General features: G+C 51.8%; 21 protein-coding genes and 1 tRNA gene. 18 read left to right on the top strand and 4 right to left on the bottom strand.

Going from position 1 to position 25,927, the window contains the following annotated elements; genetic code table 11:
• Positions 1 to 125 precede the first annotated feature (125 nt).
• Both lptF and lptG read left to right on the top strand, forming a co-directional pair.
• A complete protein-coding gene (gene lptF / locus AB2B48_RS20665; protein WP_368300052.1) occupies positions 126 to 1,226 on the top strand; it encodes an LPS export ABC transporter permease LptF in 1,101 nt (366 codons plus the stop codon).
• A complete protein-coding gene (gene lptG / locus AB2B48_RS20670; RefSeq protein WP_368300053.1) occupies positions 1,226 to 2,308 on the top strand; it encodes an LPS export ABC transporter permease LptG in 1,083 nt (360 codons plus the stop codon). The genes lptF and lptG overlap by 1 nt, the downstream gene beginning before the upstream one ends.
• 140 nt (positions 2,309 to 2,448) lie before the next feature.
• Here the strand turns inward: lptG and AB2B48_RS20675 are convergent, their stop codons facing one another.
• Entirely contained in the window at positions 2,449 to 3,948 is a 1,500-nt protein-coding gene (locus AB2B48_RS20675; protein WP_368300054.1) for a helicase HerA-like C-terminal domain-containing protein, read from the bottom strand.
• A 134-nt stretch (positions 3,949 to 4,082) separates the two neighbouring features.
• On the opposite strand from AB2B48_RS20675, the gene AB2B48_RS20680 reads away from it, so the two are divergent.
• Complete coding sequence (locus tag AB2B48_RS20680) at positions 4,083 to 5,720, top strand: dihydroxyacetone kinase subunit DhaK (protein WP_368300055.1); 1,638 nt, start codon at positions 4,083 to 4,085, stop codon at positions 5,718 to 5,720.
• Positions 5,721 to 5,763: 43 nt separating this feature from the next.
• Here AB2B48_RS20680 and AB2B48_RS20685 read toward each other — a convergent pair whose 3' ends face one another.
• From AB2B48_RS20685 to AB2B48_RS20695, 3 genes are all read right to left on the bottom strand, one after another.
• Positions 5,764 to 6,783, bottom strand: a complete 1,020-nt coding sequence (locus AB2B48_RS20685; RefSeq protein WP_368300057.1) for an NADPH-dependent aldehyde reductase Ahr — start codon at positions 6,781 to 6,783, stop codon at positions 5,764 to 5,766.
• Between the two features lie 74 nt (positions 6,784 to 6,857).
• Positions 6,858 to 7,439 (bottom strand): class I SAM-dependent methyltransferase, encoded by a 582-nt coding sequence (locus AB2B48_RS20690; protein WP_368300058.1) that lies wholly within the window; start codon positions 7,437 to 7,439, stop codon positions 6,858 to 6,860.
• Entirely contained in the window at positions 7,439 to 8,452 is a 1,014-nt protein-coding gene (locus tag AB2B48_RS20695) for an HNH endonuclease domain-containing protein (protein ID WP_368300059.1), read from the bottom strand. Before AB2B48_RS20695 ends, AB2B48_RS20690 begins: the two co-directional genes overlap by 1 nt.
• Positions 8,453 to 8,727: 275 nt before the next feature.
• On the opposite strand from AB2B48_RS20695, the gene AB2B48_RS20700 reads away from it, so the two are divergent.
• The 15 genes from AB2B48_RS20700 (at position 8,728) to dpdG (ending at position 25,926) form a co-directional block, all read left to right on the top strand.
• A tRNA-Leu gene (locus AB2B48_RS20700) sits at positions 8,728 to 8,812 on the top strand.
• Between the two features lie 151 nt (positions 8,813 to 8,963).
• On the top strand, positions 8,964 to 10,226 hold the full coding sequence (locus AB2B48_RS20705) for a tyrosine-type recombinase/integrase (RefSeq protein ID WP_368300060.1): 1,263 nt from the start codon (positions 8,964 to 8,966) through the stop codon (positions 10,224 to 10,226).
• Positions 10,227 to 10,360: 134 nt separating this feature from the next.
• Positions 10,361 to 11,263: a hypothetical protein gene (locus AB2B48_RS20710; RefSeq protein ID WP_042312662.1), complete on the top strand. Its 903-nt coding sequence runs from the start codon at positions 10,361 to 10,363 to the stop codon at positions 11,261 to 11,263.
• A 2-nt stretch (positions 11,264 to 11,265) separates the two neighbouring features.
• Positions 11,266 to 11,730: a hypothetical protein gene (locus tag AB2B48_RS20715; RefSeq protein ID WP_368300061.1), complete on the top strand. Its 465-nt coding sequence runs from the start codon at positions 11,266 to 11,268 to the stop codon at positions 11,728 to 11,730.
• A complete protein-coding gene (locus AB2B48_RS20720) occupies positions 11,727 to 13,760 on the top strand; it encodes a hypothetical protein (protein ID WP_368300062.1) in 2,034 nt (677 codons plus the stop codon). Before AB2B48_RS20715 ends, AB2B48_RS20720 begins: the two co-directional genes overlap by 4 nt.
• Before the next feature lie 180 nt (positions 13,761 to 13,940).
• The gene (locus tag AB2B48_RS20725) at positions 13,941 to 14,258 is read left to right on the top strand and encodes a hypothetical protein (protein WP_368300063.1); all 318 of its coding nucleotides are present in this window, start codon (positions 13,941 to 13,943) and stop codon (positions 14,256 to 14,258) included.
• Between the two features lie 92 nt (positions 14,259 to 14,350).
• Entirely contained in the window at positions 14,351 to 14,590 is a 240-nt protein-coding gene (locus AB2B48_RS20730) for a type II toxin-antitoxin system CcdA family antitoxin (protein WP_368300064.1), read from the top strand.
• A 2-nt stretch (positions 14,591 to 14,592) separates the two neighbouring features.
• Entirely contained in the window at positions 14,593 to 14,901 is a 309-nt protein-coding gene (locus AB2B48_RS20735) for a CcdB family protein (RefSeq protein ID WP_368300066.1), read from the top strand.
• A 540-nt stretch (positions 14,902 to 15,441) separates the two neighbouring features.
• Positions 15,442 to 15,675 (top strand): hypothetical protein, encoded by a 234-nt coding sequence (locus tag AB2B48_RS20740; protein ID WP_368300067.1) that lies wholly within the window; start codon positions 15,442 to 15,444, stop codon positions 15,673 to 15,675.
• 100 nt (positions 15,676 to 15,775) lie between these two features.
• The gene (locus AB2B48_RS20745; protein WP_368300068.1) at positions 15,776 to 16,732 is read left to right on the top strand and encodes a hypothetical protein; all 957 of its coding nucleotides are present in this window, start codon (positions 15,776 to 15,778) and stop codon (positions 16,730 to 16,732) included.
• A 73-nt stretch (positions 16,733 to 16,805) separates the two neighbouring features.
• On the top strand, positions 16,806 to 18,056 hold the full coding sequence (gene dpdA, locus AB2B48_RS20750; protein ID WP_368300069.1) for a tRNA-guanine transglycosylase DpdA: 1,251 nt from the start codon (positions 16,806 to 16,808) through the stop codon (positions 18,054 to 18,056).
• On the top strand, positions 18,053 to 19,180 hold the full coding sequence (dbpB, locus tag AB2B48_RS20755) for a DGQHR domain-containing protein DpdB (RefSeq protein ID WP_368300070.1): 1,128 nt from the start codon (positions 18,053 to 18,055) through the stop codon (positions 19,178 to 19,180). The genes dpdA and dbpB overlap by 4 nt, the downstream gene beginning before the upstream one ends.
• Positions 19,181 to 19,513: 333 nt before the next feature.
• Positions 19,514 to 22,564: a protein DpdE gene (dpdE, locus tag AB2B48_RS20760; RefSeq protein ID WP_368300071.1), complete on the top strand. Its 3,051-nt coding sequence runs from the start codon at positions 19,514 to 19,516 to the stop codon at positions 22,562 to 22,564.
• A gap of 12 nt (positions 22,565 to 22,576) precedes the next feature.
• Positions 22,577 to 25,027 carry a protein DpdF gene (gene dpdF / locus AB2B48_RS20765; protein ID WP_368300072.1) on the top strand — a complete coding sequence of 817 codons (2,451 nt, stop codon included), beginning with the start codon at positions 22,577 to 22,579 and terminating at the stop codon, positions 25,025 to 25,027.
• On the top strand, positions 25,027 to 25,926 hold the full coding sequence (gene dpdG / locus AB2B48_RS20770) for a protein DpdG (protein WP_368300073.1): 900 nt from the start codon (positions 25,027 to 25,029) through the stop codon (positions 25,924 to 25,926). Before dpdF ends, dpdG begins: the two co-directional genes overlap by 1 nt.
• The last annotated feature ends 1 nt before the right edge of the window (position 25,927 follow it).

Here is a 25,927-nt window from a genome sequence, read left to right on the forward strand (position 1 = left end):
ACGTGAAGCCGCTGAGTCATTTAATCTTAGCGATGTTTTCGACGACTCAAGAGAATAAATGACGTTTAAGCCATGAAACAAGCTATTTTCCTGCAATAAGACGGGTTTTTACGGGCGTATTTATAGTGATAATCATACGATATCTGGTGCGGGAGACGCTAAAAAGCCAGCTTGCCATCCTCTTCATCCTGCTTTTGATCTTTTTCTGTCAGAAACTGGTGAGGATCCTCGGCGCGGCGGTCGATGGTGATATCCCGACAAACCTCGTGCTCTCATTGCTCGGGCTCGGCGTGCCTGAAATGGCGCAGCTTATCCTACCGCTGAGTCTGTTCCTCGGTCTTCTGATGACCCTGGGTAAACTGTATACCGAAAGTGAAATCACGGTGATGCACGCCTGCGGCCTGAGTAAAGCCGTGCTGGTGAAAGCGGCGATGGTCCTCGCGCTGTTTACCGGTATTGTTGCCGCCGTCAACGTGATGTGGGCGGGGCCGTGGTCGTCTCGCCATCAGGATGAAGTGCTCGCCGAAGCCAAAGCGAACCCCGGCATGGCGGCGCTGGCGCAGGGCCAGTTCCAGCAGTCTACCGATGGTAACGCGGTGTTATTTATTGAAGGCGTGAATGGCGCAAGCTTCCATGACGTCTTCCTGGCGCAGCTCCGGCCGAAAGGCACCGCGCGCCCTTCTGTGGTGGTGGCCGACACCGGCCAGCTCTCGCAGCGCAAAGACGGTTCTCAGGTGGTGACCTTAAATCAGGGTACGCGCTTTGAAGGCACCGCGATGCTGCGTGATTTCCGCATTACCGATTTTAAAAACTATCAGGCCATTATTGGCCACCAGGCCGTAGCCGCCGACCCGACCGATACCGAACAGATGAACATGAGCACGCTGTGGAATACGGATACCGACCGTGCCCGCGCGGAGTTGCACTGGCGTTTCACGCTGGTGCTGACGGTCTTTATCATGGCGCTGATGGTGGTGCCGCTCAGCGTGGTGAATCCGCGTCAGGGCCGTGTACTCTCTATGCTGCCAGCCATGCTGCTGTATCTGGTGTTCTTCCTGCTGCAGACTTCGCTGAAGTCGAATGCGGGCAAAGGCAAAATCGACCCGGCAATATGGATGTGGACGGTCAACCTGGCGTACATCGCGCTGGCCGTGGTGCTGAACCTCTGGGATACCGTCCCTATGCGCCGCGTTCGCGCCCGTTTTACGCATAAAGGAGCGGTATAATGCAGCCATTTGGTGTACTTGACCGCTATATCGGTAAAACCATTTTCACCACCATCATGATGACGCTGTTCATGCTGGTGTCGCTGTCCGGCATTATTAAGTTCGTTGACCAGCTGAAGAAAGCCGGACAGGGGAGCTATGACGCGCTGGGCGCGGGCATTTATACCCTTCTCAGCGTCCCGAAAGACGTGCAGATCTTCTTCCCGATGGCGGCGCTGCTCGGCGCGCTGCTTGGCCTGGGGATGCTGGCTCAGCGCAGTGAACTGGTGGTGATGCAGGCTTCCGGCTTTACCCGTCTGCAGGTGGCGCTGTCGGTGATGAAAACCGCGATCCCGCTGGTGCTGTTGACCATGGCAATGGGCGAGTGGGTAGCACCGCAGGGTGAGCAGATGGCGCGTAACTACCGCGCTCAGCAGATGTACGGCGGTTCGTTACTCTCTACCCAGCAGGGCATGTGGGCGAAAGACGGCCACAACTTTGTCTACATCGAGCGCGTGAAGGGCACCGATGAGCTGGGTGGTGTGAGCATCTACTCCTTCAACAACGAGCGTCGCCTGCAGTCCGTACGCTATGCGGCCAGCGCGAAGTTCGATCAGGAGCAGAAAGAGTGGCGCCTGTCGCAGGTGGATGAATCTAACCTGACCGACCCGAAACAGATTACCGGTTCACAAACGGTGAGCGGTACCTGGAAAACCACACTAACGCCGGATAAGCTCGGCGTGGTAGCGCTGGACCCGGATGCGCTCTCTATCAGCGGCCTGCACAATTACGTGAAGTATCTACAGGCCAGTGGCCAGGATCCCGGTCGCTATCAGCTCAATATGTGGAGCAAAATCTTCCAGCCGCTCTCCGTGGCGGTAATGATGCTGATGGCGCTGTCGTTTATCTTTGGCCCGCTGCGCAGCGTGCCGATGGGAGTGCGCGTGGTGACAGGGATTAGCTTCGGCTTTGTGTTCTACGTCCTCGACCAGATCTTCGGCCCGCTGACGCTGGTCTACGGTATCCCGCCGATTATCGGGGCGCTGCTGCCAAGCGCCAGCTTCTTCCTGATAAGCCTCTGGCTAATGATGCGAAAAGCCTAACCCCTCCTGTAGCCCGGCCGAGCGATAGCGACGCCGGGTTTTTTATGCCTGCAATTTGATGGAATACGTTTTCAACGGTGGAGCTAGTCCCGGGGTCGCTGCCGCTCGCCCGGGCTACGAGTTATAGGCCGGATACGGCGTTAACGCCGCCGCCCGCCCAGCAGACTACCCAGCATCCCTCGCACAATCTGGTTCGTCACCTGACGCACGGCGCTTTTCGCTGCCGTTTGCACCAGACCATCGTGCTTGCCGCCGCGCGGCCCGGTGGTGCCGAAAATAATATCTTTCAGCCCGCCAAGGATGCCGTCATCAGCGCTTTGCTGGCCTTTTGCCGGCGGCGCATCTGCCTGACCGGCGCTGTTCTGTACCCCTTTTTGCAGCATCTCGAACGCCGACTCGCGGTCAATCTCATCTTCGTACTTACCGTACAACGGTGAGTTATTAATAAGACCGTTGCGTTCATCGTCAGTCACCGGCCCCATGCGTGAACACGGCGCGATAACCATCGCTCGCTCAACGATGGACGGGCTGCCTTTTGCATCGAGGAACGAAATCAGCGCCTCGCCGGTTCCCAGTTCCTGAATCGCCTGCTCGGTATTAAACGCTGGGTTAGCGCGCATGGTTTGCGCCGCCGTTTTCACCGCTTTCTGATCCTTCGGCGTAAAGGCGCGCAGCGCGTGCTGCACGCGGTTACCTAGCTGGCCCAGCACCGCATCGGGAATATCCGACGGGTTCTGCGACACAAAGTAGACGCCCACGCCCTTAGAACGAATCAGGCGGATCACCTGCTCGATTTTATCCAGCAGCACCTGCGGGGCATCGCTAAACAGCAGGTGTGCTTCATCGAAGAAGAAAACCAGCTTCGGCTTTTCAAGGTCGCCCGCTTCCGGCAACTGCTCGTACAATTCGGAGAGCATCCACAGCAGGCTGGCAGCATAAAGCTTCGGCATCTGGTAGAGCTTCTCTGCGCTGAGGATATTAATGACGCCTTTACCGTTGCTGTCGGTGCGCATCCAGTCTTTGATATCGAGCATCGGCTCGCCGAAGAAGTGCTCGGCACCCTGCTGCTCCAGCGTCAGCAGCCCGCGTTGGATGGCGCCGACGGAAGCGGTGCTGATATTGCCGTACTGGTTCTGGAATGATTTGGCGTTATCGCCGATGTACTGCGTGATGGCCCGCAGGTCTTTGAAATCCAGCAACAGCAGGCCCTGATCGTCGGCGATGCGGAAGATAATATTCAGCACTCCGGACTGCACCTCATTGAGATTCAGCAGGCGAGCCAGCAGCAGCGGGCCGAGGTCAGAGACCGTGGCGCGAACCGGGTGGCCTTTCTCGCCGAAGATATCCCACACCACCACCGGGTTAGCATGCGGCTCCCAGTCGGTGACACCGATATTGTTCAGGCGCGTCATTAGCTTCTCAGAGGCCTGGCCTTCCTCTGCTACGCCGGTCAGGTCGCCTTTCACATCCGCCATAAAGACCGGCACGCCAATCTCCGAGAACGACTCGGCCATCTTTTGCAGGGTAACGGTTTTCCCGGTACCGGTGGCGCCGGTAATCAGCCCGTGACGGTTGGCCATATTGGGCAGCAGTTCAAGCTGCTTGTCCTGGGTGCGTGCGATAAGCAAAGGTGCGCTCATGGGTAATCCTCCATTTATTCTGCGTCGAGTATAGGCAAAACAACGACATCTCGCGGCAGTAAATTGTCCGTTTTGCGGCGCGTTATCCAGCGCCGACTATGCTTTGCATACGGTTTACTTTTTTTTGGAATGCTATGTCCAGATTCTTCTTTAACGAGCGTAAACACCTTGTGGATGATGCGCTTGAAGGCTTAGTGTTGTCCGCACATCACGCAAACCTGGTGCGATTGGATATCGACCCGGCAATTCGTATCGTCGCCCGCAGCGATTGGGATAAAAGCCGGGTGGCGATAATCTCCGGCGGCGGCTCCGGCCACGAACCGGCGCATGCGGGGTTTGTCGGCAGAGGCATGCTCACCGCTGCCGTATGTGGCGATCTCTTTGCTTCGCCGAGCGTTGATGCGGTGCTAAACGCCATCGTGGCGGTTACGGGCGATCGCGGCTGCCTGCTGATTGTCAAAAACTATACCGGCGACCGCCTCAACTTCGGCCTCGCCGCCGAGAAGGCCAAGCGCTACGGCCTGAAGGTTGAGATGGTGATTGTCGCCGACGACGTTGCGCTGCCGGATAACAAACAGCCGCGCGGTATTGCGGGCACGGCGCTGGTGCATAAAGTGGCGGGCTATGCGGCGGAGCAGGGGAAATCGCTCAGCGAAGTGCACGAGATAGCCCAGCAGGCGAGCCGCGGCGTGTTCAGCCTGGGGCTGGCGATGGAAACCTGCAATTTACCCGGCGGTGAGACCGAAGATCGCATTAAGCCCGGTCAGGTGGAGTTGGGGCTTGGCATCCACGGTGAGCCCGGCGCTTCGACGGTGAGCAGCCATAACAGCCAACACCTGATTGGCACGTTGGTCGAGACCCTGAAAGCCTCTGCGGGTGACAACCGCGTGGCGGTGTTGATCAACAACCTGGGCGGCGTGTCGGAGCTTGAGATGGCGCTGCTCGCCAAAGAACTCGCGCACTCCGCGCTGCGCGAACAGATAGCCTACCTGATTGGCCCGGCGACGCTGGTCAGTTCGCTGGATATGAAGGGCTTCTCACTCTCGCTGATCGTTCTTAATCAGGCCATTGAAGAGGCGCTGCTGGCCGACGTTGAGACCAGCGGTTGGGTAAAAGCCGTGGCCTTTGCGCCGCTGAGAATCCTGACGCATGCCAAAGTTCACGACGCGCTGGAGGTACAGCCGTCGGAGAACCCGCAGGTGCATGCGCTGGTGGCACAAGCTACCCAGACGCTGTTGGGTCTCGAGAGCCGCCTGAACGCGCTGGATGCCAAAGTAGGCGACGGTGATACCGGCTCGACCTTTGCGCTGGGCGCGCAGGATGTCGCTACGTTGCTCCAGCAGAACGCCCTGCCGCTAAACAACCCAGCGCAGCTTCTACAGCTGATTGGCGAACGTCTGGCAACCGTGATGGGCGGCTCTAGCGGCGTGCTGATGTCGCTGTTCTTCACCGCAGCCGGGCAGACGCTGGCGCAGGGCGAACCGCTAGCCAATGCGCTACTGGCCGGGTTAAAGCAGATGAAGTTCTACGGCGGTGCCGAGCCTGGCGACCGTACGTTAATCGATGCCCTGCAACCGGCGCTGGAAGCACTGCGTGATAAAGGGCTGGCAGAAGCGATTGTGGCAGCACAGCAGGGTGCTGACAGCACGGCGACGATGCAAAAAGCGAAAGCGGGGCGCGCGTCGTACGTGAACAGCGAGAACCTGAACGGCGTGCCGGACCCAGGTGCCGTGGCCGTAGCGGAAGTCTTTGCGGCCTTCGCAAAAGCTTAACGGCGAAGAGAAGAACCGGCGGCAGAACGCCGCCGGAGTCACATCAGAAATCAGCTTTCAGCACCACGCGGTAACGGGCTTTACCGTCACGCACGTGCTGGATGGCATCGTTGATTTTCGACATCGGGAACAGCTCGGTAATTGGCGCGACTTTGCTGCGACCGGCAAACTTCATCAGCTTGCGCAGTTCGAACGGGTTACCCGTCGCCGAACCGGAGACGCTGCGGTCGCCGCCAATCAGGGTAAACGCCGGTACCGGCAGCGGCGTCAGCACCGCGCCGACGGTGTGGAAGTTGCCGCCCGAGGCCAGTGCTTCGAAGTACGGCTGCCAGTTCAGGTCGACGTTGACGGTGTTGATGATCAGGTCAAACTGACCCGCCAGCTCTTTGAGCGCTTCTGGCGAACGGCTGTTAACCACATGGTCTGCGCCCATCGCCCGCACTTCCTGCTCTTTCGACGGATTAGAGCTGAACGCTGTAACTTCAGCACCCATCGCGCGCAGCAGCTTAATGGCGATATGCCCCAGACCACCAATCCCAATCACCCCTACGCGGCTGGTAGCGGTAACGTGATGCATCAGCAGCGGTTTAAAGACGGTGATCCCGCCGCACAGCATCGGGCCTGCGGTTTCGATATCAATGTTGTCCGGCAGCGGAATAACCCATTGCCAGTCGGCGCGCAGCTTATCGGCAAAGCCGCCGTGGTTGAGGATGGTCGGGACTGAGCCTTCGGTACAGTTAATCTGGTTGCCATCGATACAGGCATCGCAGTGGCCGCAGCTTCGCGCCGTCCAGCCAATGCCCACGCGCTGACCAATCTTCAGCCCCTTACTCTGCGCCGCGCTGCCCAGCGCCACCACGTGACCAATCACCTCGTGGCCGGCAACCAGCGGATATTGAGAGAACCCCCATTCGTTGTCGATCATCGACAGGTCCGAGTGGCAGATCCCGCAGTAATCCACTTTCACCTCAACGTCTTCCGGCAGCAGGTCCCCGGCATCGTACTCCCAGACTTCCAGTTCTGCCCCGGCATTTTTCGCGGCGTAGCTTTTTATTATGGACATCGTGTATCTCTCAGTGTGGTGTTGAACTGAGAGTGTAGAGCATGTGGGGGCGAGGCGCTTGGCGGAAGGGGGGATTAAGAAGGCTTCTGTAACAGTGCGTTTAACCACATCTCGCTGCGATCGGGACGCTTGTCTTCCGTTATCCAGTGACCGACAAGCGTGATGCCCGCAAGCCCTGCCAGCAGAGTATTCAGCCCTTGTTCATTGAGATCGGTAAAGCGGCGGCCATCTTTGACCCGCTCGCCGTCACCGTACTTAAAGGAGACATACCAGATGCCGCCGGGCTTAAGCGCTCGCGCCAGTTTTGCCATAGCATCCGGCAACTCGGCGGCGCTGACGTGCAGCAGCGAAGCGCAGCACCAGATGCCGTCATAACGATTAACGGTATCGACGTCGCTAAAGGTCATTTGCTTAACCGACAGCCCGGTATGCTGGCTGGCAAGCTTTGCCATTTCCGCCGTCGCATCGAACGCCTCAACCCGATAGCCCTGCTGTAAAAACGCTTTGCTGTCTCGCCCGGAGCCGCATCCGGCATCTAGAATCCGGCCGCCTTTTGGAATGCGCTCCAGAAAAGGCGTATAAAGCGAACGCATATCGACATTGACCGTTGAGTTAAAAAAATCGTCGGCGTGGTGCTGGTAGTATTCAAGCGTCATCAGAAAGTATCCGTTCCCTGTGCGACAGGTTCCCATTGGTGAAAAAGGACTTGTAGCGCATCGTTCCAACTAGTGGCCAGGAATTTTTCGCGCTGCGCCGTCGCCGTTCCGGTTTGCCGGATCAATGTTTCGCGTAGTGGCAGGTGACTATTGATAAAGTACTCGTTTCTATCGTGCAGGCGCTGAAGCAACTTGCGGGACGGTAGGCGCGCAAACTTTCCTTTTTCGCCCCGGTTGCACTCCTTACATGCCAGCACCAGATTCCAGACGCCATTCACGTTACGCACCTGCTCACGCGCGCTCCACGGGATAAAGTGGTCGACGTCAGCAAACTGTTCATCGCCCGGTTGTAGGCTGATGGGCGCATAGCAGTAGAAGCAGCGCCCTTTCTGGTAGCCGTTGAGGCTATCGCGACAGCTCGAGATGGCCACGCGGCGATCGCTACTGCGGCTAAACAGCATCTGATCGTTATTGTCGTACTCCACATTGATAAGCTGGCTGGAGATATTCATCGCCCACGCCTGCTCGACCAGGCTCCAGCGCGCGTTGGTTTCAAAGCTGAGGTTTTGATACTGCAAGCGCTGACCGAGACGGTAAAAATTCTCCGTCAGGCGGATGCCTTTGTGGGTTTTGCGCTCATCGATAAAAAAGCGTTTCTCAATCTCGCCCTGATTCACGTTGTGGAAGGCATCAATCACATTGTTGAACCCCTGACGCACAGTAATCGCGGTTAATACATCACGGGTGATTTCCCCCGCATTGAACTGCGAACAGGCGCTAATAAACTGGCTGCTGCGCGAGGTTATCTGCTTAGGCGCATGTTGCAGATGGCGACAGAGATGATCGCTGAACGGCACCGCCAGATCGTCCAGCAAGATCAGATCGCTACCTTCAGGTTTGAGATCGTACAGCGCATGCGCTAGCGCGAACTTATAGGATGCGACGTTTTTGCCAAAGAGAATAATCCCGCGCCAGTAGTTCTCCAGCGTGGGTTCAACCTGATAGAAGCGCATAGCGATGCCCTGAGCACAATGGCTGTTGTTACGAGATTCAGTAACGCGATCTCATATCAAACGAGGGCAAATGTAAACCGACCCGGTCACGTTGCATTTTTTTGCGAGGCGGATTCCAGGAAAAAACGCTGACTGGGGGCAGAGTTAGTGGTGGTTGAGGGTTTTGTGGGGGAGGCGACGTTTTTTTAGACACTTGGCGGGGGAGTAGGTGACTGATGCTTGCATGGTGGCGCGTGACAGGTATAATCCACAACGTTTTCCGCATACCTTTCCGTGCCGGAGTGGCGAAATCGGTAGACGCAGTTGATTCAAAATCAACCGTAGAAATACGTGCCGGTTCGAGTCCGGCCTTCGGCACCATTAGTACTTCCCAGACCATCCAGGAAAGTCCAATTATCCCTTAAAAATCAATATATGCAGCGATTTTTACGTCCTGAGTCGTCCGAGGTTGTCCGTTGAAATTCGGATGTCATTGGGGGCATCTTAACTTCGATTAGAAATGTGCCCCCAAATGAAGCTCAACGCCAGGCAGGTCGAGACCGCAAAGCCAAAAGACAAAACTTACAAAATGGCTGATGGCGGCGGTTTGTATATCGAGGTTTCGGCTAAGGGTTCTAAATACTGGCGCATGAAATACCGACGCCCCTCAGACAAAAAAGAGGATCGCCTCGCTTTTGGTGTGTGGCCCACAGTGACGCTCGCGCAGGCAAGAGCAAAGCGCGACGAAGCTAAAAAGCTGTTAGTACAGGGCATTGACCCAAAAGCCGAACAGAGAGAAGCTCAGGCTGAGAATTCGGGGGCATATACTTTCGAAACCATTGCCCGTGAATGGCATGCCAGTAACAAGCGCTGGAGTGAAGACCATCGATCACGCGTTCTTCGCTATCTTGAGCTTTATATCTTCCCTCATATCGGTTCGTCTGATATTCGCCTGCTCAAAACCAGCCACCTGTTAGCCCCGATTAAAAAAGTTGATGCCAGTGGTAAACACGACGTCGCTCAGTGCCTACAACAGCGCGTCACGGCCATTATGCGTTATGCCGTGCAGAACGATTACATCGACTCTAATCCCGCCAGTGATATGGCCGGTGCGCTATCGACAACCAAAGCCCGACATTACCCCGCTTTACCCTCAAGCCGATTCCCTGAGTTTCTTGCTCGTCTTGCTGCATATCGTGGCCGGGTAATGACACGGATCGCGGTCGAGCTTTCCTTGCTGACTTTTGTGCGTTCAAGTGAATTACGTTTCGCGCGTTGGGATGAATTCGACTTCGATAAATCTCTTTGGCGTATACCGGCAAAACGAGAAGAAATTAAAGGTGTCCGTTACTCCTACCGTGGCATGAAGATGAAAGAGGAGCATATCGTTCCACTGAGTCGGCAGGCGATGATTTTGTTAGAGAAGCTTAAGCAGATTAGTGGTGATAAAGAGCTGCTTTTTCCGGGGGATCATGACGCAACTAAGGTTATGAGTGAAAACACGGTAAACAGTGCTTTACGTGCAATGGGTTATGACACGAAAACTGAGGTCTGCGGGCATGGATTTAGGACGATGGCGCGTGGTGCGTTGGGTGAGTCAGGGTTATGGAGCGATGACGCTATAGAACGCCAGCTAGGCCATTCGGAGCGCAATAATGTGCGTGCGGCTTATATCCATACTTCTGAGCATTTGGATGAGCGTCGATTGATGGTGCAGTGCTGGGCTGATTATCTTGATACCAATAAATTGATGCCTGTTACACCTTTTGATTTTGCAAAGTTAAAAAAGCATTAAGTTTTACATATGTTGGAACAAAATATAATGTGCCCTAACGTGATGATTTGAGAGTGTTTTATTGATTTGTTTTTTGTATTGTGCTAATGATATTTTCAAATTAAGTCTTTAATTCAATTCAGATTGGCGATTTTATGGAAATATCAAGAAATAAAGTATGGGAAGCTAAAGAGTGGGAAGGCCATGTAAATGATCTTTTACGACTTAAGGTTGGAGAGGAAAATTACATTCCAATACCTGATTATCATAATGGTGATGCAGGCATTGAGGGATATTGCACTCAGGGTTTTGCATTTCAGTCTTATTGTCCTGATGAAGCATGTACAGTTGATAAGTTGTATGAAAAACAAAGGGATAAAATGACGGCCGATATTGGGAAGTTTATCTTAGATAAAAAAGGATATTTAAAAAATATTTTACATAATACCAAAATAAGACGCTGGATTTTAGTTGTTCCTAGACATCAGTCAAAACATTTAAATGTACATGCTACAAAAAAAGAAAGTGAGGTTCTGACTGCTAATTTACCCTATGTCGATAATGAAGATTTTAAAATATTAATTTGGGATCGTGATAATTTTAAAAAAGAAGAAAACGAGTTGATCTCTAGTGGCTTACGACTTTTAAAATTAGACCTGCCAGTGGTTGAAATGTCTGATATCGATGACTTAAAGGATAATAGCAGTGAGTTTGTCGATAATATCTCTCGTAAGCTTAGAAAGATTAGGGATGATGATAAACAAGTTCAAGTCGCATCAACCATGCTATTAAAAAATATTGTAATGTATAAAAATGCCATGACCGATCTTAAGGACAACTATCCTACGTTACATGAGAAAATAACAAATGGGATTCTTGATCGTGAGCAGGATTTATCACTGGCTTTTTTTGATAATGAAACGCTTACTCCTAATCAACAAATAGAAATTTTAAATAATAAGCTTAAAGAATCTAGCCGACTTCATCAAGATAATCTAAAATGTATTTCTACTGGAGTTGTTGGTGATTGGATAATGCGTTGCAATTTGGATTTCTAACTATGGATATTTTAAAAGAAAACCCTAGTAAAATGACTTTTAATTCCTCAGGGTCTCCAGTTGAACCGGAATTAAGACCTATTTGGCGAATATCGTTACTCGCCATTATTTTAAATAAATTATGTCGTGGCTCCTCTGCAAGTTTAAAAAAAATTCAGGTTATATATTCTTTAATAGCATCGAATGACAAAAGAACTCGCTATCTTTCTGAAGGAGGTAATGCGGATATTAACATCCGTTTTGACCCGCTTTTAGATAAGGCTATATCGCTTGGATTAGCAGAAGGATTATTTTCTCTAGATTCAGCAAAGAGTGTTGTACTGACTCAAAAAGGGCTGTTGTTATCTAACATGATTTATAAAGATGCAACATTGTTTGTTTATGAGAAGGAATTCATTGAACACTATAATAAATCCGAGTTTTCAGATAAAAATATCGATCAAATATTATATAAGGGAATAATATGAGCAAGCTTAAAATTGAACGCTTGATAATTAGAACGAAAACAAATGATGGTGTATACGGAGCAGATCTCACATTTGATTATGGTTTAAACATCATTAGTGCTGAAAACTCTTCAGGTAAGTCAACGTGTATACAGTCTATAATCTTCGCTTTAGGTTTGGAAGGGATTTTAGGTCCATCAAGGAGCAATCCATTAAAATCTGCGTTAACAACTAAATTGAGAGATTATCATGATAATGAAATACCAGTAAGCGAATCGAAAATCTATCTCCAAATTTCTAATGAAAGTGAAAAGACTATAACTATTTTAAGAAAAAGCGATAGTGAAGCTTCCAAGATAGTTACAGTATATGAAGATAAATTTGACGAAATAAATGACCAGAAATTTACTGATTATTTTTTGAAAGATCCTGGCTCTGCTCAGCGTGAGAAAGGGTTTCATTATTTTTTATGCAATTATCTTAATGTTAAGTTACCTCAAGTTATCAAGTATGATGGGACGAAGTGCCCATTATATATTGAATCAATATTTACTGTGAATTATGTTGAACAGACAAGAGGGTGGGGAGGTATATTAAATATCACTCCTACTTACCTTGGCATAAAGGATTTGTCGCAAAATATCCTTGAGTATACTCTTGATCTAGATGTTCGTGAAATTAGAAGGAAGAGAGAAGTTTGTTTGGATGACAAGAAAAATCAAGAAACAAAATGGTTTAATACTCTTACTGATTTAGAGTCTAATGCGAAGGCTTATGGATTCTTTGTTTCATCAAGAATACCGGAGAAAATTACTACAAAATCAGAAGTGTATCAAGATAGCGATCTTTACACACTAGACGAAAAAAATCATGATATACCATTGCCTCAGCATATACTCACGCATGAAGCTGAATTAGAAACTGTCAGAGAAACATTAAAATACGGATATAGCTTTAATGATGAATCATTGGATGCGGTTCTAGATAACCTAAAAGCAAATTTGGTCAATCATGAAAATGCTCTTTCATTACTGATATCCGATATTGAAGCAAATAAAACATACATTAATTCAATTAATAAAAGTTTGAATGATACTAAGGAAAGCTTGAGAAAATATAGGGATATCGAAAAACTGCAATTGTTAGGTTCCCAAGAAAAAATTTCTTTTGTTGAAGGTAATTGCCCAACATGCGGTCAACTTATAGAAGATACGCTATTGCCAGCTACATTAGATGGGAAAGTATTAACTATTGAAGATAATGTAAAATACCTAGAAAAAACTTTAGCTGTGTTTGAAAGTCTAGCTAAAAGTGAAAAGTTGAAGTTTGAACGAAAAGAAGTGGCTTTAAATTTTGCTAATGCTAAAGTCAGAGATTTACGTTCTCAAATTAAAGATATTCAGCGCAGTATATCAGCGCCGGTAGATGCAGAACTCCGGGAGTTGATAAGAAAAGAAGTGAAGCTAGAAAAGGATATTGACAGTTTACATGCTCTTTCTAGTTTTGAGCTAAATAAAAAAGACACCCTTCGTGCGGTTCTTTCAGATTGGAGAGAATGTAATAACAAATTGGCAGCACTTCCTTATGATGGTTTTACATATAATGACAAAGCCAAGATAAGACTCTTGAGAGATTCGTTTAAGTCAAACTTGCATGATTTTGGGTACAAAAGTACACCAATAGATGATTTTGATTTGTCATTTAATACTTATAAACCTACCGTTGACAGCATAGATATTGGCTCAGAAGCATCTGCTAGTGATAACATTAGGGTAATTTGGTCATATTTGTATTCACTGCTGATGCTGGATGTTAATTCAAATGGCATATCGACCAATCATTTGGGGTTGCTAATTATGGATGAACCAAGACAACAGGAAACTAAAGATGTTAGCTTCAAAATATTTATTAAGAAAGCTTCAGGTTCTTACCTACATAAAAAACAAATAATAATGGGGACTAGTGAGAAATATGATGACTTGATGGCCATGCTAAATGGTCTGAATGTCAATTTATTACACTTTGACAATAACATTATTCGTAAGCAGTGAGCATATAGTAAATCATGAGTATTTACTGCTATTGCATATTACTAGGGTGATAAATTAGGGGGGCTTACAGTTTTATGTGAGCTCCCCATATTCTTTCATTATCATAGTGATTATTATCATCCTAATGGTGGTTCATTTGAAGATGATAACCCGCCTGGCATGTACAGAGGCTAAATCTCTTTGGCTGCATTAATTTTAGTCGCTTACGTAAATATATTGGTAATTAATATTTGCGCGCAATGCTATCCCCGCCACGCCTGCCCGCTTCTGGGAGCGCTTTTAATGCAGGTGCATGAAGGGCTTCAGGCCGCGCCAGTGCTGGTGCGGCGGGGTGTGGAAAATTCAGGATTTTGCATGCAAAACCATGCAGCATATGCATGCATGGCTATTTTTATTAAAAAGACGGGTATTTTCGGGGCATTTTATGCGGATTTTTTGCGGGTCTGCGCGGCCTGTCGGCTGACCTGCTCCCCGTTGATTAATACACCGCGATGTTAGTAATGTCTTCAGTCGCCTCTCATTGCCACTTGCTTAAATCTTCCCCATACTAGATACATGTGTTCACTACACGTGTAATTTCAGGAGGCTCTATGCCGGGTATGAGTGTACGCCATAAAAAAACGGTCAGCGTCACGCTGGAACCGGTACTGCTTCAGCAAGCCCGTGATGCAGGTATTAATCTGTCTGCGGTGCTTACTGCTGCATTGAAAGAAGAACTCAGTGCTACAGGCGTTGAGCGCTGGAAAGCTGAAAACAGAGCGGGTTTACAGGAGCTCAATCGCATCACCGATGAGCACGGCTTATTGTCGGATGATTACAGGACGTTCTAACCATGCAATATGTGGTGTATCGCAATAAAGGCAACAGTCAGGCTTATCCCTATTTACTGGACGTGCAGAGCGATATTATTGAAGAGTTGCATACCCGTATGGTTATCCCGCTGTTTCCAGTGAGTCGGTTGGTTAATAGCCCCGTTAAGCGGCTAACGCCCACGCTGCAGGTGGAAGGTCATGACTATCTGGTGATGACCCACGAAATGGCGAGTATCAGGCTTTCACAGTTAGGTGATGAAGTGATGGATGCCCGGCCATATCGACAAACTATCAAGAACGCTCTCGATTTTATCTTTGATGGATTCTGAGTCGCTTGCGCATGTGGGCGCGTTCTTGACGTGCCAGAGCCTGTAGAAGAAGATAACGAATCGCTTTTATCTGGCTGAAACTCCAGAGAATTACAGTGAGCATACATAGCGATTACTTAACTACATTATCTCATTAATTTCAGTTGCTTATGTCGAGAATCGCGGTGCGGCCTTCGCACCAACCACTTAATTTAAAATTAAGCCAGCAAGTAAATATAAAGATATTCTCTCTCTTTTACTGTACATTGCAGTAAATTCTATTACAAAAATAGTATTAAATATTAATAACTATCATGCAGTTATCAGTATGTAGTCGCAACGTTATTACTGATATATATCGGGTATGATAGGCGATTGTTCCAATCTGCCTACCGCGCTCCTTTTTATTACCGTCATCAAACACGCCTAAACCAAAAATAAAATAACATCATCACGTCCTTTGATCGCGCACTAAGAATACTTCCTCCTCCCTCCCAACCCTTGCAAATCCTCCACAGATTACTTATACCTATACCCACATCCACTGATGAGGGAAGCGTCATGTTGTCATTTGATACTCAGGCCGCACTAGAACTGATCACGCACTCTGCCGGTGGTTTTAGCCATGACACCCTTGCCAGAGCGTTGATTTCCGGTAAAAAAGCGCAACCCTCTCAACATCTTCTGGCGGACTGCCGTGATTTTTGTGAATCCCTGGAATCGCAGGGGATTATTCAGCGCTGTTCGCGGTGCCGAGAAGTTCAGGATGTTTATTACGAATATCACGCGCATTAAACAGAATACTGGCGCGGGATAGACACATTTTTAATTTCTGAGGCTTGCAACCCGATCTCTCATGATGTAGCTTTGTGCGGGGATTTCTGAGGATAGCGCTGTGAGCCAAATTAATCTGATTACAACCTGTACGAATGGTAAGCATAGTAACGGCTATCCAACGTTGAACCTCGCAACGTGGTCAACTCGTCTTTCCAGCACTCAAGGGTTAATTCAGGCATGGAGTCAGGCCGTCAATTCGGCTATTTCCTCCGGGCCAACGCTACCGGTTGAAAAGCTGTATAAAGGCGGTCACTGGGCGACGGCAATGTCCATTTGTCATGCTCATCCCGTTGATTTATGGGTTCTTTCCGCTGGCCTTGGGTTGCTAAAGCGTGGTGATGAGGTCGTGCCTTATCAGGCAACCTTCGCTGTGGGTCATCATGATTCTATTCCCTTATTCCCTGAGTCATATAAAGGAAAGCTATTTCATCAGACATGGTGGTCAGAATTAGCGCTGCGCTCTCCATTTCGTGAGACACACCCGACGTCGTTGGCAACGCTGATGAAAAGCAGGCCGACTGAGTATTTTATTCTTTGTGGCTCACCCGATTATATTAATGCAATTAGCCCCGATGCTGTTGAGGGCCTGAGCTATTTACACGATGCCGAAAAACAACTTCTGGTTATATCGTCGTCCAGTGTCAAATCGCCATTAAATCATTATCAGCTGGAAAGTAGTAAGCCCATAGCGGAATGGCTAAATAGCAACATGCTCATGCTGAATATCAAAATTGCTGAATACGCTATCGCGCAGTTTATGCAAGAAGAGCATGGGCATCTGGGATTATTGGCTGAAAAGCTGAATCAGCAGTTTGCCTCTCTACCGGCTGCCCGTAAAAAGCAGGGGATTCGTAGAACGCCTGAAGAGGTAGAAACCTGGGTTTTACAGCATCTTCGCGAGACGCCTGATGCGAGTGCGTCGGGAGCGCTGCGGGCGTTTCGCGATGGCGGCAACAGTTTTGAAGAGAAGCGTTTTCGGGCCCTGTTCCACGCCGTTCAGGCGCTTAATCAGTAATGTCCCCCTGGTAATATTATGGTAAGATCCCGCGTTTTTTGAGACCACATTGAGGCGTCACAGGAGAGCAGGGTTGTCGAAGCTAAAATATTTTTTCCCCGATAGTCAGGACTTTATCGATCCTAGTTTCGACTTCGTTCGCGAAACGCGTAATGAGCATCGCGTTCGTCAGCGTGACGACCACTATCCGCATGAAGTGTTTCCGCATCCCTACGATGGCATGCTGGTATCAAAAGCGGTGGTCGACGGTCTGGGCGGCGGCGAGAGCAAATACACTCGCGCGCAGCGCCTGCGCTATTTCCGCAATGGAATGAAGCACTTCTTTCGTCTGCCGGAGAATATGCAGACGATGGGTGACTGCGGCGCATTTACCTATGTAAACCAGGAAGTGCCGCCGTATCGTGTGGAAGAAGTTATCGAGTTTTATGAGACTTCCCGCTTTAACTTCGGCGTTTCGCTCGACCATATCGTTTTCGGCTATGAGAAACCGGGCGAGACCTTCAGCGGTGACCTGCTGGCAGAGTGCCGTCGCCGTCAGGATATCACCCTGACGCTGGCGCAGGAGTTCTTAGTTAAGTCGCAGAAAAGTTGCTTTACGCCTTTCGGTGTGGCGCACGGTTGGAGCAAAACGTCCTATCGGCAGTCGGTAGAAGCTCTGCTGGCGATGGGCTACAAAAATATCACCATGGGGGGTATGGTGCCGCTGAAAACGGCGCAGATCCTCGAAACGCTGGAAGAAATTAAACCGCTGCTGAAGCGCGATACCCAGGTACACCTGTTGGGGATTGCCCGCCCGGAAAGCTTTGTTGATTTTATCCGTCTTGGCGTGACCAGTATCGACTCCACCACGCCGCTTCAGCAGGCGTTTAAAGATCGTAAAAACAACTACCATACGCCAGATGGCCCGGCCTATACCGCGGTGCGTGTCCCGCAGTTTGATGCTAACCCGAGCCTGAGCCGTAAAATCAAATCCGGGGTGATTGACCAGGATGTGGCGCGTCATCTTGAGAAAGACGCCATGCAGGCGCTGTTTGAATACGATAAAGGGACGCTGTCGCTCTCCCGCACGCTGGACGCCGTTTTAGCCTACGAGCGCCTCCACGCGGGCGAAAAAGAAGCGGAGAAAATTCGTCCTGACTATGAGCGCACGTTGGGCGATCGTCCGTGGAAACAGTGCCAGTGTAATATCTGCAAGGCGATTGGTATTAACGTCATTATTTTCCGCGGCGCCGAGCGCAATCGCCGCCGTGGATTCCATAATATTCAAGTGCTGTATAGTCGTTTACAGCGCACATTGTCATTACGCTCAGAGGAACTGTCATGAGTGAATATCGTGTTCCTGCCCTGCGTATCCGACAGGGAGAGGAGAGGCAACTCTATAGCCTCGCGATAGATGGTAAACAGATCAGTAAAATCGCGGCAATCTCTCGTATTCGTCGTGGTGAAGAACATCTGGTTGGCTATCAGCGTCCGGAAGTTCGCAGCCATATTCGCGAGATCCAGCGTTATATCGAGAGCGCTAACCCGATGATCCCTAACCCGGTGATTATTGCTTTTGATAAGCGCGTGCGCTTTGAACCGCTGCAGGGGCAGAGCGACATGGGTCATCTGGTGATCCCGTTCTCAGAAGATAAAGATTTTGAAAAACCAGGGTTTATCGTGGATGGCCAGCAGCGTACTGCGGCCCTGCGCGATGCAGAGATCGCGTCGTTCATGATGCCTGTCTCGGCGTTTATTGCTAACGATGCGGAAGAGCAGCGCGAGCAGTTTATGCTGGTGAACTCCACCAAGCCGCTGCCGAAGACGCTGCTTTATGAGTTGGCGCCGCACACCCACGGCCGCCTGCCGTCCGATCTTCAGTTACGCAAGTTCCCATCGTTGCTGACCCAGCGTCTCAACTTCGGTGAAGGCCCGCTGTCCGGGCGCATTAAAACCGCGACCAATCCGGACGGGGTGATTGCCGACAACTCAATGATCAAAATGATCGATGCAAGCCTGCGTGAAGGGGCGTTGTACCGTTTCCGCGATCCTGCTACCGGGTTGGGTGATGAGACGAAGATGGTCAGGCTGCTGAACAACTTCTGGTCCGCCGTGGAAATCGTCTTTACCGACGACTGGGACAAAAAACCGCGCTACTCACGCCTGCTTCACGGTGTCGGTATCCTCTCCCTTGGCAGCCTGATGGACGAAATTGATCAGGTGCATCAGGACTATCGTGGGGAGTCTGATTGGGTTGATATTCCACCAATCACCCGCTTTGTTACCGAGCTGAACCGGATCAAACCGCTCTGCGCCTGGAGCAGCGGAACCTGGAACCTGGGCTCTGATATCGATGGGCAGCCGATCGTCCGCAAGTGGAATGAAGTGCAGAATTTATCAAAAGACATATCGCTGGTTACGGATTACCTGGTAACCAATTATATAAAAGCAGCCAACGCTGATATTTAATCTATAAGTTAAATCTAAAGCTGTCTGTTGTAAAAAAGCCCCTGTATGTTAATAAGGGGCTTTTTTATTTTTAATGAAATAATTTCACAATGTAACCAACGGATGGCTTGCAAAATCTAACGAAAATTCATCATTGGTATTTGATTTAATTTGTTGATATTTCTGACTATAAATAATGTGACAAAGATCACCTACTAATTCGTGTAGTGGACTGACCACGTCTCTGCTATGGATTTGCTTCATCGCGTTGTTCGCCGTATATTCTTATTAGGTTTATTCGCACTATGATTTTTCCGCGAATTAATATCCACTTCCTGACAGCAAAAAATCACAATGACTACACATACTGGTACGTTTTCCGAAGGTGACCTGGTAACATCGTCATTATTTAGCGGGATCGCTAAAATTGTGCACATTCTCTCACCTGAGCGTGCGGAGATTGCCTGGTTCTACTCTCCTTTAGAAGAGGAGGTTAACCGTCAGGAGGTGGATATCCGCGCGCTGACGGCCGCGACGCTCTATGAAGAAAGCACCGTTTATTTTCGCTCTCCTGATAGCGGCATCTGGTGCCGAGGCCGCTATGGCGGGCCCCGCCCGGGCAATAAGCACCTGCTAATTATTCGTACGGGAGATAATGCCGTCGTTGATGTAGCGGAGATGTACTACCCCAACTATGGGCAGGGGCAGGCGATGAACCCGGCGCATTTTCTGGCGGCCCGCTCAAATGACGCTCCCTATTTCTATCCGCTCAGAGAGCGGTTTATTAGCGCCTGGATTAACCAACGGGCGGCCTGCCGTTCAATGTCTTCTCTTATCAGCAGTCGCGTCGAGATAGAACCGCATCAGATAGCGGTTGTCCGGCGGATTTTGCAGGATCCGAATCCTAAATACCTGCTGGCCGATGAGGTTGGATTGGGTAAAACCATCGAAGCCGGGTTTGTGATCCGCGAGCATGTTCTGGAGTGCAAACTCGATGCTCGGGTGCTGGTCGTGGTGCCAGGATCCTTGCACGGGCAGTGGATGCAGGAGTTGATCGACCGCTTTGCGCTGCAGGATGTGATGCGCGGCGGACGCCATCATCAGATTCGTCTATGCCAGCCGGATGAGATTGACGATCCTGAACTGCTCGACTGGCGCCCAACGCTGGTGGTGATTGACGAAGCGCACCAGTTAGCCGCGCTTGCCTGGTCCCACGATGCTGGCGACCGCGCGCAATATCAGGCGATGGCGGCCTTGTGCCATCAGGCGCACATCGCGCTGATTCTGTCCGGGACACCGATGCACGGTAACGAGCGTAACTTCCTGGCGATGCTGCACTGTATCAGCCCGCAGGCATGGCAACTCAACCAGCAGGGCATCGAGAAATTTATGCAGCGCGTGTCCGAGCGTGAGCGATTAGGCGGGATCTACAGCGCCCTGACGCCAGACACCCCGAACATGATGCTGGAAGAAAGCCTGAATGAATTGAGCGATTTGTTCGCGGACGATACCCATCTACAGGCGTTGATCGACGCGCTACGCCCGCACGTAGACTTCTTTGCGCCTGACGAAAGCGAAGAACGCACGGAAAGCATCCTGGCGCTACGCTACTGGATTGGGGAGCACTACCGCCTGTTTCACCGCCTGCTGCGCAACCGTCGTGAAGATCCTTCGCTCATCTGCCTGTTCCCGGGGCTGGACGGTCTGGAAAAAGTCACCTGGCCGGTCAGCGCCGAGCAGGTCACGCTGGATGAAATCCTTGAAGCCTACCGTGAGGCATCTCTGCGCAACCCGGAACGTTATCAGCACCTGAATGCGGATACGTTGCCTGACTGGGTGGATGCGCTGTTCCTCAGCCCGCTGACGCTATCTCGTCGCGCCAAAGCGTGCCAGACCATTGGTGCCGGTAGCGATGAGGAATTCCGTTTCCTCGAACAAATTATTGAGGCGGCTCAGCAGGAGCAACGTGCAAAAGATACGGCGTTAATGACGTCACTAACCCGCTGGTTTGAAACCAATCCAGAGGGGAAGGCGGTGATCTTCTGCAGTGAAAACGCGGAGGCCGCGCACCTGGCCACCAAGCTGGCAATTCAGGCACCCTGGCAGGTCGTCCGTCATACGCCTGAAGTGCGCCTGCAAACGGAATTGCTGGATGATACCTGGCAGGTGCTGATTTGCGATAAACGGGGTGAAGATGGGCTCAACCTGCACGGCAAGCGTCGCCTGGCCATTCACTACAGCGTAAGCCGTGACTTCAACCGGTTTGAGCAGCGACTGGGACGCTTTAACCGTTACTGCGGCAACCAGCATGTTAAGGCGGTGAAAAGTCTGGTGCTATTGCCGGAGCGTGATGGGCTGACCGCTGACTGGCTGGCGCTGCTGGATGAGGGGACCGGCCTATTCAAACGCAGCGTTGCCAGCCTGCAGTTTGTCCTGACGGAACAACTCGATGCCGTCTGGCGAGACTACGCCAGCCAGGGGCCTGCGGTATTCCGTGAGAAAATCGCACATCTGGCTGGTGAAGACGGCTTTGTTAATCAGGAACGTAAGCGGGTATTGGCGCAGGAGAACCTGCTGTCGATGGAGCACGAGGTGATTGCGGCCCGTGAGTTCTCCGAGCAGCTGGCGGATAAAGAAGAAGATGCTGACGCCCAGGCTGCCGATATGCTGCGGTGGATACGCAATGCGCTGGGCTTCAAGCGTGAGAAATATGAAGAGGGCGGTTTCCGCCTGTGCTTTGAACGCGGGCCGAACCAGCGTCAGACGCTGGTTGATGTGAAAACCTTTGTCGACAATTGCCTGATGGGGCTCGATTTTTCGGAAGGATATCCGCCATCGACAGCGATGATGAGCCTGTCGCGCACGGAGGCAAGCAGCCACAAGCTGGTGTATCCATTACGCTATGGTCAGCCCTTCGTGGAAACGGTCTGGCAGCTCATGCAGGCCGATCCGCGTGGTGCCACAATGGCGCTGCTGCGGGTGCTGACTTCGCTTCCTCTGAAGCAGCCGCGCACCTATTTCCATTTCCAGTGGTTAACCGAAGCACAGCACGACGGTGATGATTCTCTGACGGCGCAGCGCAGCGGCGATGAGCGCTTCAGCCCGGTGGTGAATCAATTCTGGCTGGATGACAGCGGGAATCGCGCGGAACCCCAGATTGTCGTTTCCCTGCTGGATAAGCCGTACGATGAGGACGGCAACGTGCTGTTCCAGGATATCAACCTGCGTGAAGAGGTGTGGACGCAAATGCCGGACTGGTTTGATCCGTTTAACTGGAAGGCCACCGTCCTTGCCGTGAAAGAGCAGGCCTACCAGCAACTGCAGCAATCTTACGGCGATCAATCCGTGCGCCATCAGCTGCTGGCCATGAAAGCGATAGTGCTTTGTACCCGGGACATGTTGTAAACGGACGCGTAAATGGATACTCAGTGGCTACAACTCCGTGCGGTGCTGAACGGCGAGCACGATGAAAAAGACGAGATTAGCGGGCAATTTTTTACCCGCCTCCTGCTCTGTCTGGACGACGATCGAGCTGGAGAGAGCGACCGCCTGCATGCGTTCTATGATGCTTTGCAGTGCGCTCGGGTGCACGGTCTGGTGCCGTTAATGCTCCCGTATCGGCACCTGACGGATAATGCCGCACTGAGCCGTTTTGGCCTGTGCCGGCATCGGGATTATCCCGGCGAACTCCTGCTGGATCGTGGTGCTGAAGCGCTGGATGCGAATTTGCTCGCGGTATGGAAGGGAGAAAAGCGCCGTTTTCTTGAGTCTCCTCCCCTGGATACGATTCTCCCCGCCGTACTCAATGACCCGCGTTACACGCACTACACCTCCGTCGGACAGCAGCAGGCGGTGCGTACGGTACTGACCAGCCCGCAGGATAAGACGCTGTTGGTGAATCTGCCTACCGGGGCGGGGAAAACCTTTGTTATTCATGCCCAGATGCTGACATCACCCCGCCGGCACCTGACGCTGGTGATTGTCCCCACCGTGGCGTTGGCGATTGAACAAGCGCTGCGGGCGAAAGAGGTGATGCAGCGGGCAGGTCAGGATCATGGCGGGAGTTATGTCTGGCATAGCGGGCTTGGCCCCGAAGCGCGCAGTGAAATGAAGGCGCGACTGGCCGCGGGCGAGCAGCGGGTGCTGTTTTGCTCCCCGGAAGCGGCAACCGGCGGGCTGCTGCTGCAGCTCTTTTCGCTGGCTCAGCGCGGCCTGCTTGGCGCGGTGATGGTGGACGAAGCGCACCTGATCGATCAGTGGGGGGCGGAATTCCGCCCAGAGTTCCAGCTGCTGGCGCCGCTGGTGAAATCGCTGATGGCGACCTCACCGGATCCCATCAAAGTGGTTCTGCTGTCCGCAACCTTCAGCCAAAGTACGCAGGATACGTTAAAAGCGCTGTTTGCGAGTTCACGTGCGGATGCCGTGATTGATATTAACGGTAGCTTTTTGCGCCCGGAGCCCGCCTGGTTTGTCAGTGAAGCCGCAGACTATGACGATTATCTCGTTCAGGTGGAAGCGGCCATCGCTCGTCTGCCGGCGCCGATGATTATTTACACCACTGAAGTGGAACAGGCGAAGTTCTGGCATCAGTACCTGCGTGGACGTGGCTACCGCCGCTGCGGTTTGTTCCATGGTGCCACCCCAATGCACGAACGCGAAGGGCTGATTCATGCCTGGCGTGACGATGCGCTGGATATCATGATCGCCACGTCGGCTTTCGGCGTAGGGATGGATAAAAGCAATGTTCGCACGGTGCTGCACGTGGCGGTGCCGGAAAACCTCGATCGCCTCTATCAGGAAAGCGGTCGTGGCGGGCGTGACGGCAACGCTTCGGTTGCCCAGATTATTTTCTATCATCAGCAGCTGCGGGTAGCGCGCACCTTAAACCGCACCAAATTGATTGGCGCCGGTAAGGGCTTCTTGCGCTGGTCGAAAATGCACCAACTGCGTGAGCAGCATCGTCCTGGTTTCTTTACCGTGCCGTTACGGGCTAAGCACCAGGATATCCGTATGGATTCACAGGGTAACGTCGACTGGAACCTGCGTACCCTGCTGCTGATGCAGCGAGCTGGGTTTATTGATATCGCCTATCCCGCGCCGGACTTGAGCACCATCAGCGTGGACGAGCGTGATGATGAGAAGGTGCAGGCCTGGTTCGACAACTATTTCAGCCGCATTCAGGTTTCCGTTCGCCGTGACGGGCATCTCGATGAAACGCAGTGGCAAGCCGGTATTCAGGCGCATCGCGCACATGAACTCGCCATGCGCCAGCGCGGCTTTAGCGTGCTGAGCGAATGGTTAAACAATCTGTCTAACCCGCTGTGTCAGCAGCTAGCTGAATTTTATACCCTTGACGGCTACGTGCCCGAGCAGGCGTGTGGCGGGTGCCCAGCCTGCCGTGAGCAGGGGCGGCCGCCGTTTACCCCTACGCTTGGGCGAGTCGCTCATGTTATCGACAATGCGCCGTATGCGGCAGTTGGCAACGATCGGCGCGTGCGCTACCAGACCACCCTGACCAACCGACTGCTGCTGCGCCAGTGGACAGACTGGATCGCGCGCCTGCTGGCCGGTCATCAGGTTCAGGCGATCCGGGCAAGTCAGAGTACGTTGAGCCTGCTGAGCGCGGTGCTGCCCGCCGGGTTACCGTTCTGGTGCTCGCTGGCAGCTGATGAAGAGAACAACCGTTGGCATGAACTGGTGCTGGTTCTCCCTGGGGAAGCCCTGCCTGAGCTGGATATTTTTGCCAGCATCAACCGAATTATCGTCGCCCCTGAACAGCTGCAGGAGCCGGGCTATCGTGGCCGCCGCTGGTGGGAAGTCGATCAGGGCGCCGTGACGTTAGAACAATTTCAAAGGAGCATTTTCTAGTGGCAATCACAAACAACGCCGCCCCAGGAAGCCAGATTCGTCTGCTGTGTATGATCGATCGTGTACTGAACAGACGAATGGGAGAGCCGATTTCAAAGACGGCATTGGTCGACCTGCTCAGGCCAGAGATGCTGCCTGGGTCTACCGGGGCGAGTAAAAGGCTGCCGGCTGAAATTTCGTTCTGGGCTAAAGAGGGGCTGTGGAAGGTTGAAGAAGCCGGCCTTAGCCAGCAGTCGCCGCTGTGCAGCGAACGCGATCTGCCGAGCCGCGTGCTGCGCACCCTGATCAACACTGAAGAGACGATGCCGCTGCTGACGGGAACCCGCGGTCAGCCGTTTTTAATGAGCGTGACCTCGGTGCTGGCGCAGGATAAATATACCCTGCGCGGCAATGAACCGCTGACCAAAGAGGCCGTGCCAACGGCGGTCGGGCCGATGATTAACGATAAAATGGCTGGCGTGGGGCGACGTAATCTTAACAGCAGTAACGAAGCGGAACCGTTTCTTGATTACGCCTACTTCCTCGGTTTTACCGAGCCGTATCTGGATGGCTGGGTGATGGACCCTACGCGTGCGATTGAAGGGGTGCTGGATAACCTGCAGCTGGCTCCGGGCACGCCAATTCAACAGTTCCTCGATCGGCTGGCGGAACATTTACCGATGCTGGACCGAGGAAAATACCGTGAGCTCGTTGAGCCGCTGATTATCGCCGAAAACTGGCAGCCGCTGGAGGGGCGTATCATCAGCGCATCGCTGAGTCAGGCGTTACTGCGCCTTGAACTGACCATGCAGTTAACATTCAACACCCTATCTGATGATCCTGATGACTGGATACTGCAGGACACGGACGGCTCTCAGCGCCGTATCAGTACCGTTAGCCTCGGGGAGGCACGAAAATGAA

It is taken from the genome of Kluyvera sichuanensis (assembly GCF_040930405.1).
GTDB lineage: Bacteria > Pseudomonadota > Gammaproteobacteria > Enterobacterales > Enterobacteriaceae > Kluyvera > Kluyvera sichuanensis.

Bases quoted from the DNA above. Each gene is read 5' to 3' on its own strand.
- AB2B48_RS20735 (WP_368300066.1), top strand. From the start codon at position 14,593: ATGCAATATGTGGTGTATCGCAATAAAGGCAACAGTCAGGCTTATCCC.
- dpdF (WP_368300072.1), top strand. From the start codon at position 22,577: ATGGATACTCAGTGGCTACAACTCCGTGCGGTGCTGAACGGCGAGCAC.
- AB2B48_RS20690 (WP_368300058.1), bottom strand. From the start codon at position 7,439: ATGACGCTTGAATACTACCAGCACCACGCCGACGATTTTTTTAACTCA.
- AB2B48_RS20710 (WP_042312662.1), top strand. From the start codon at position 10,361: ATGGAAATATCAAGAAATAAAGTATGGGAAGCTAAAGAGTGGGAAGGC.
- AB2B48_RS20675 (WP_368300054.1), bottom strand. From the start codon at position 3,948: ATGAGCGCACCTTTGCTTATCGCACGCACCCAGGACAAGCAGCTTGAA.
- AB2B48_RS20715 (WP_368300061.1), top strand. From the start codon at position 11,266: ATGGATATTTTAAAAGAAAACCCTAGTAAAATGACTTTTAATTCCTCA.
- lptG (WP_368300053.1), top strand. From the start codon at position 1,226: ATGCAGCCATTTGGTGTACTTGACCGCTATATCGGTAAAACCATTTTC.
- AB2B48_RS20680 (WP_368300055.1), top strand. From the start codon at position 4,083: ATGTCCAGATTCTTCTTTAACGAGCGTAAACACCTTGTGGATGATGCG.
- AB2B48_RS20685 (WP_368300057.1), bottom strand. From the start codon at position 6,783: ATGTCCATAATAAAAAGCTACGCCGCGAAAAATGCCGGGGCAGAACTG.
- dbpB (WP_368300070.1), top strand. From the start codon at position 18,053: ATGAGTGAATATCGTGTTCCTGCCCTGCGTATCCGACAGGGAGAGGAG.
- dpdE (WP_368300071.1), top strand. From the start codon at position 19,514: ATGACTACACATACTGGTACGTTTTCCGAAGGTGACCTGGTAACATCG.
- AB2B48_RS20720 (WP_368300062.1), top strand. From the start codon at position 11,727: ATGAGCAAGCTTAAAATTGAACGCTTGATAATTAGAACGAAAACAAAT.
- AB2B48_RS20730 (WP_368300064.1), top strand. From the start codon at position 14,351: ATGCCGGGTATGAGTGTACGCCATAAAAAAACGGTCAGCGTCACGCTG.
- AB2B48_RS20740 (WP_368300067.1), top strand. From the start codon at position 15,442: ATGTTGTCATTTGATACTCAGGCCGCACTAGAACTGATCACGCACTCT.
- AB2B48_RS20695 (WP_368300059.1), bottom strand. From the start codon at position 8,452: ATGCGCTTCTATCAGGTTGAACCCACGCTGGAGAACTACTGGCGCGGG.
- AB2B48_RS20705 (WP_368300060.1), top strand. From the start codon at position 8,964: ATGAAGCTCAACGCCAGGCAGGTCGAGACCGCAAAGCCAAAAGACAAA.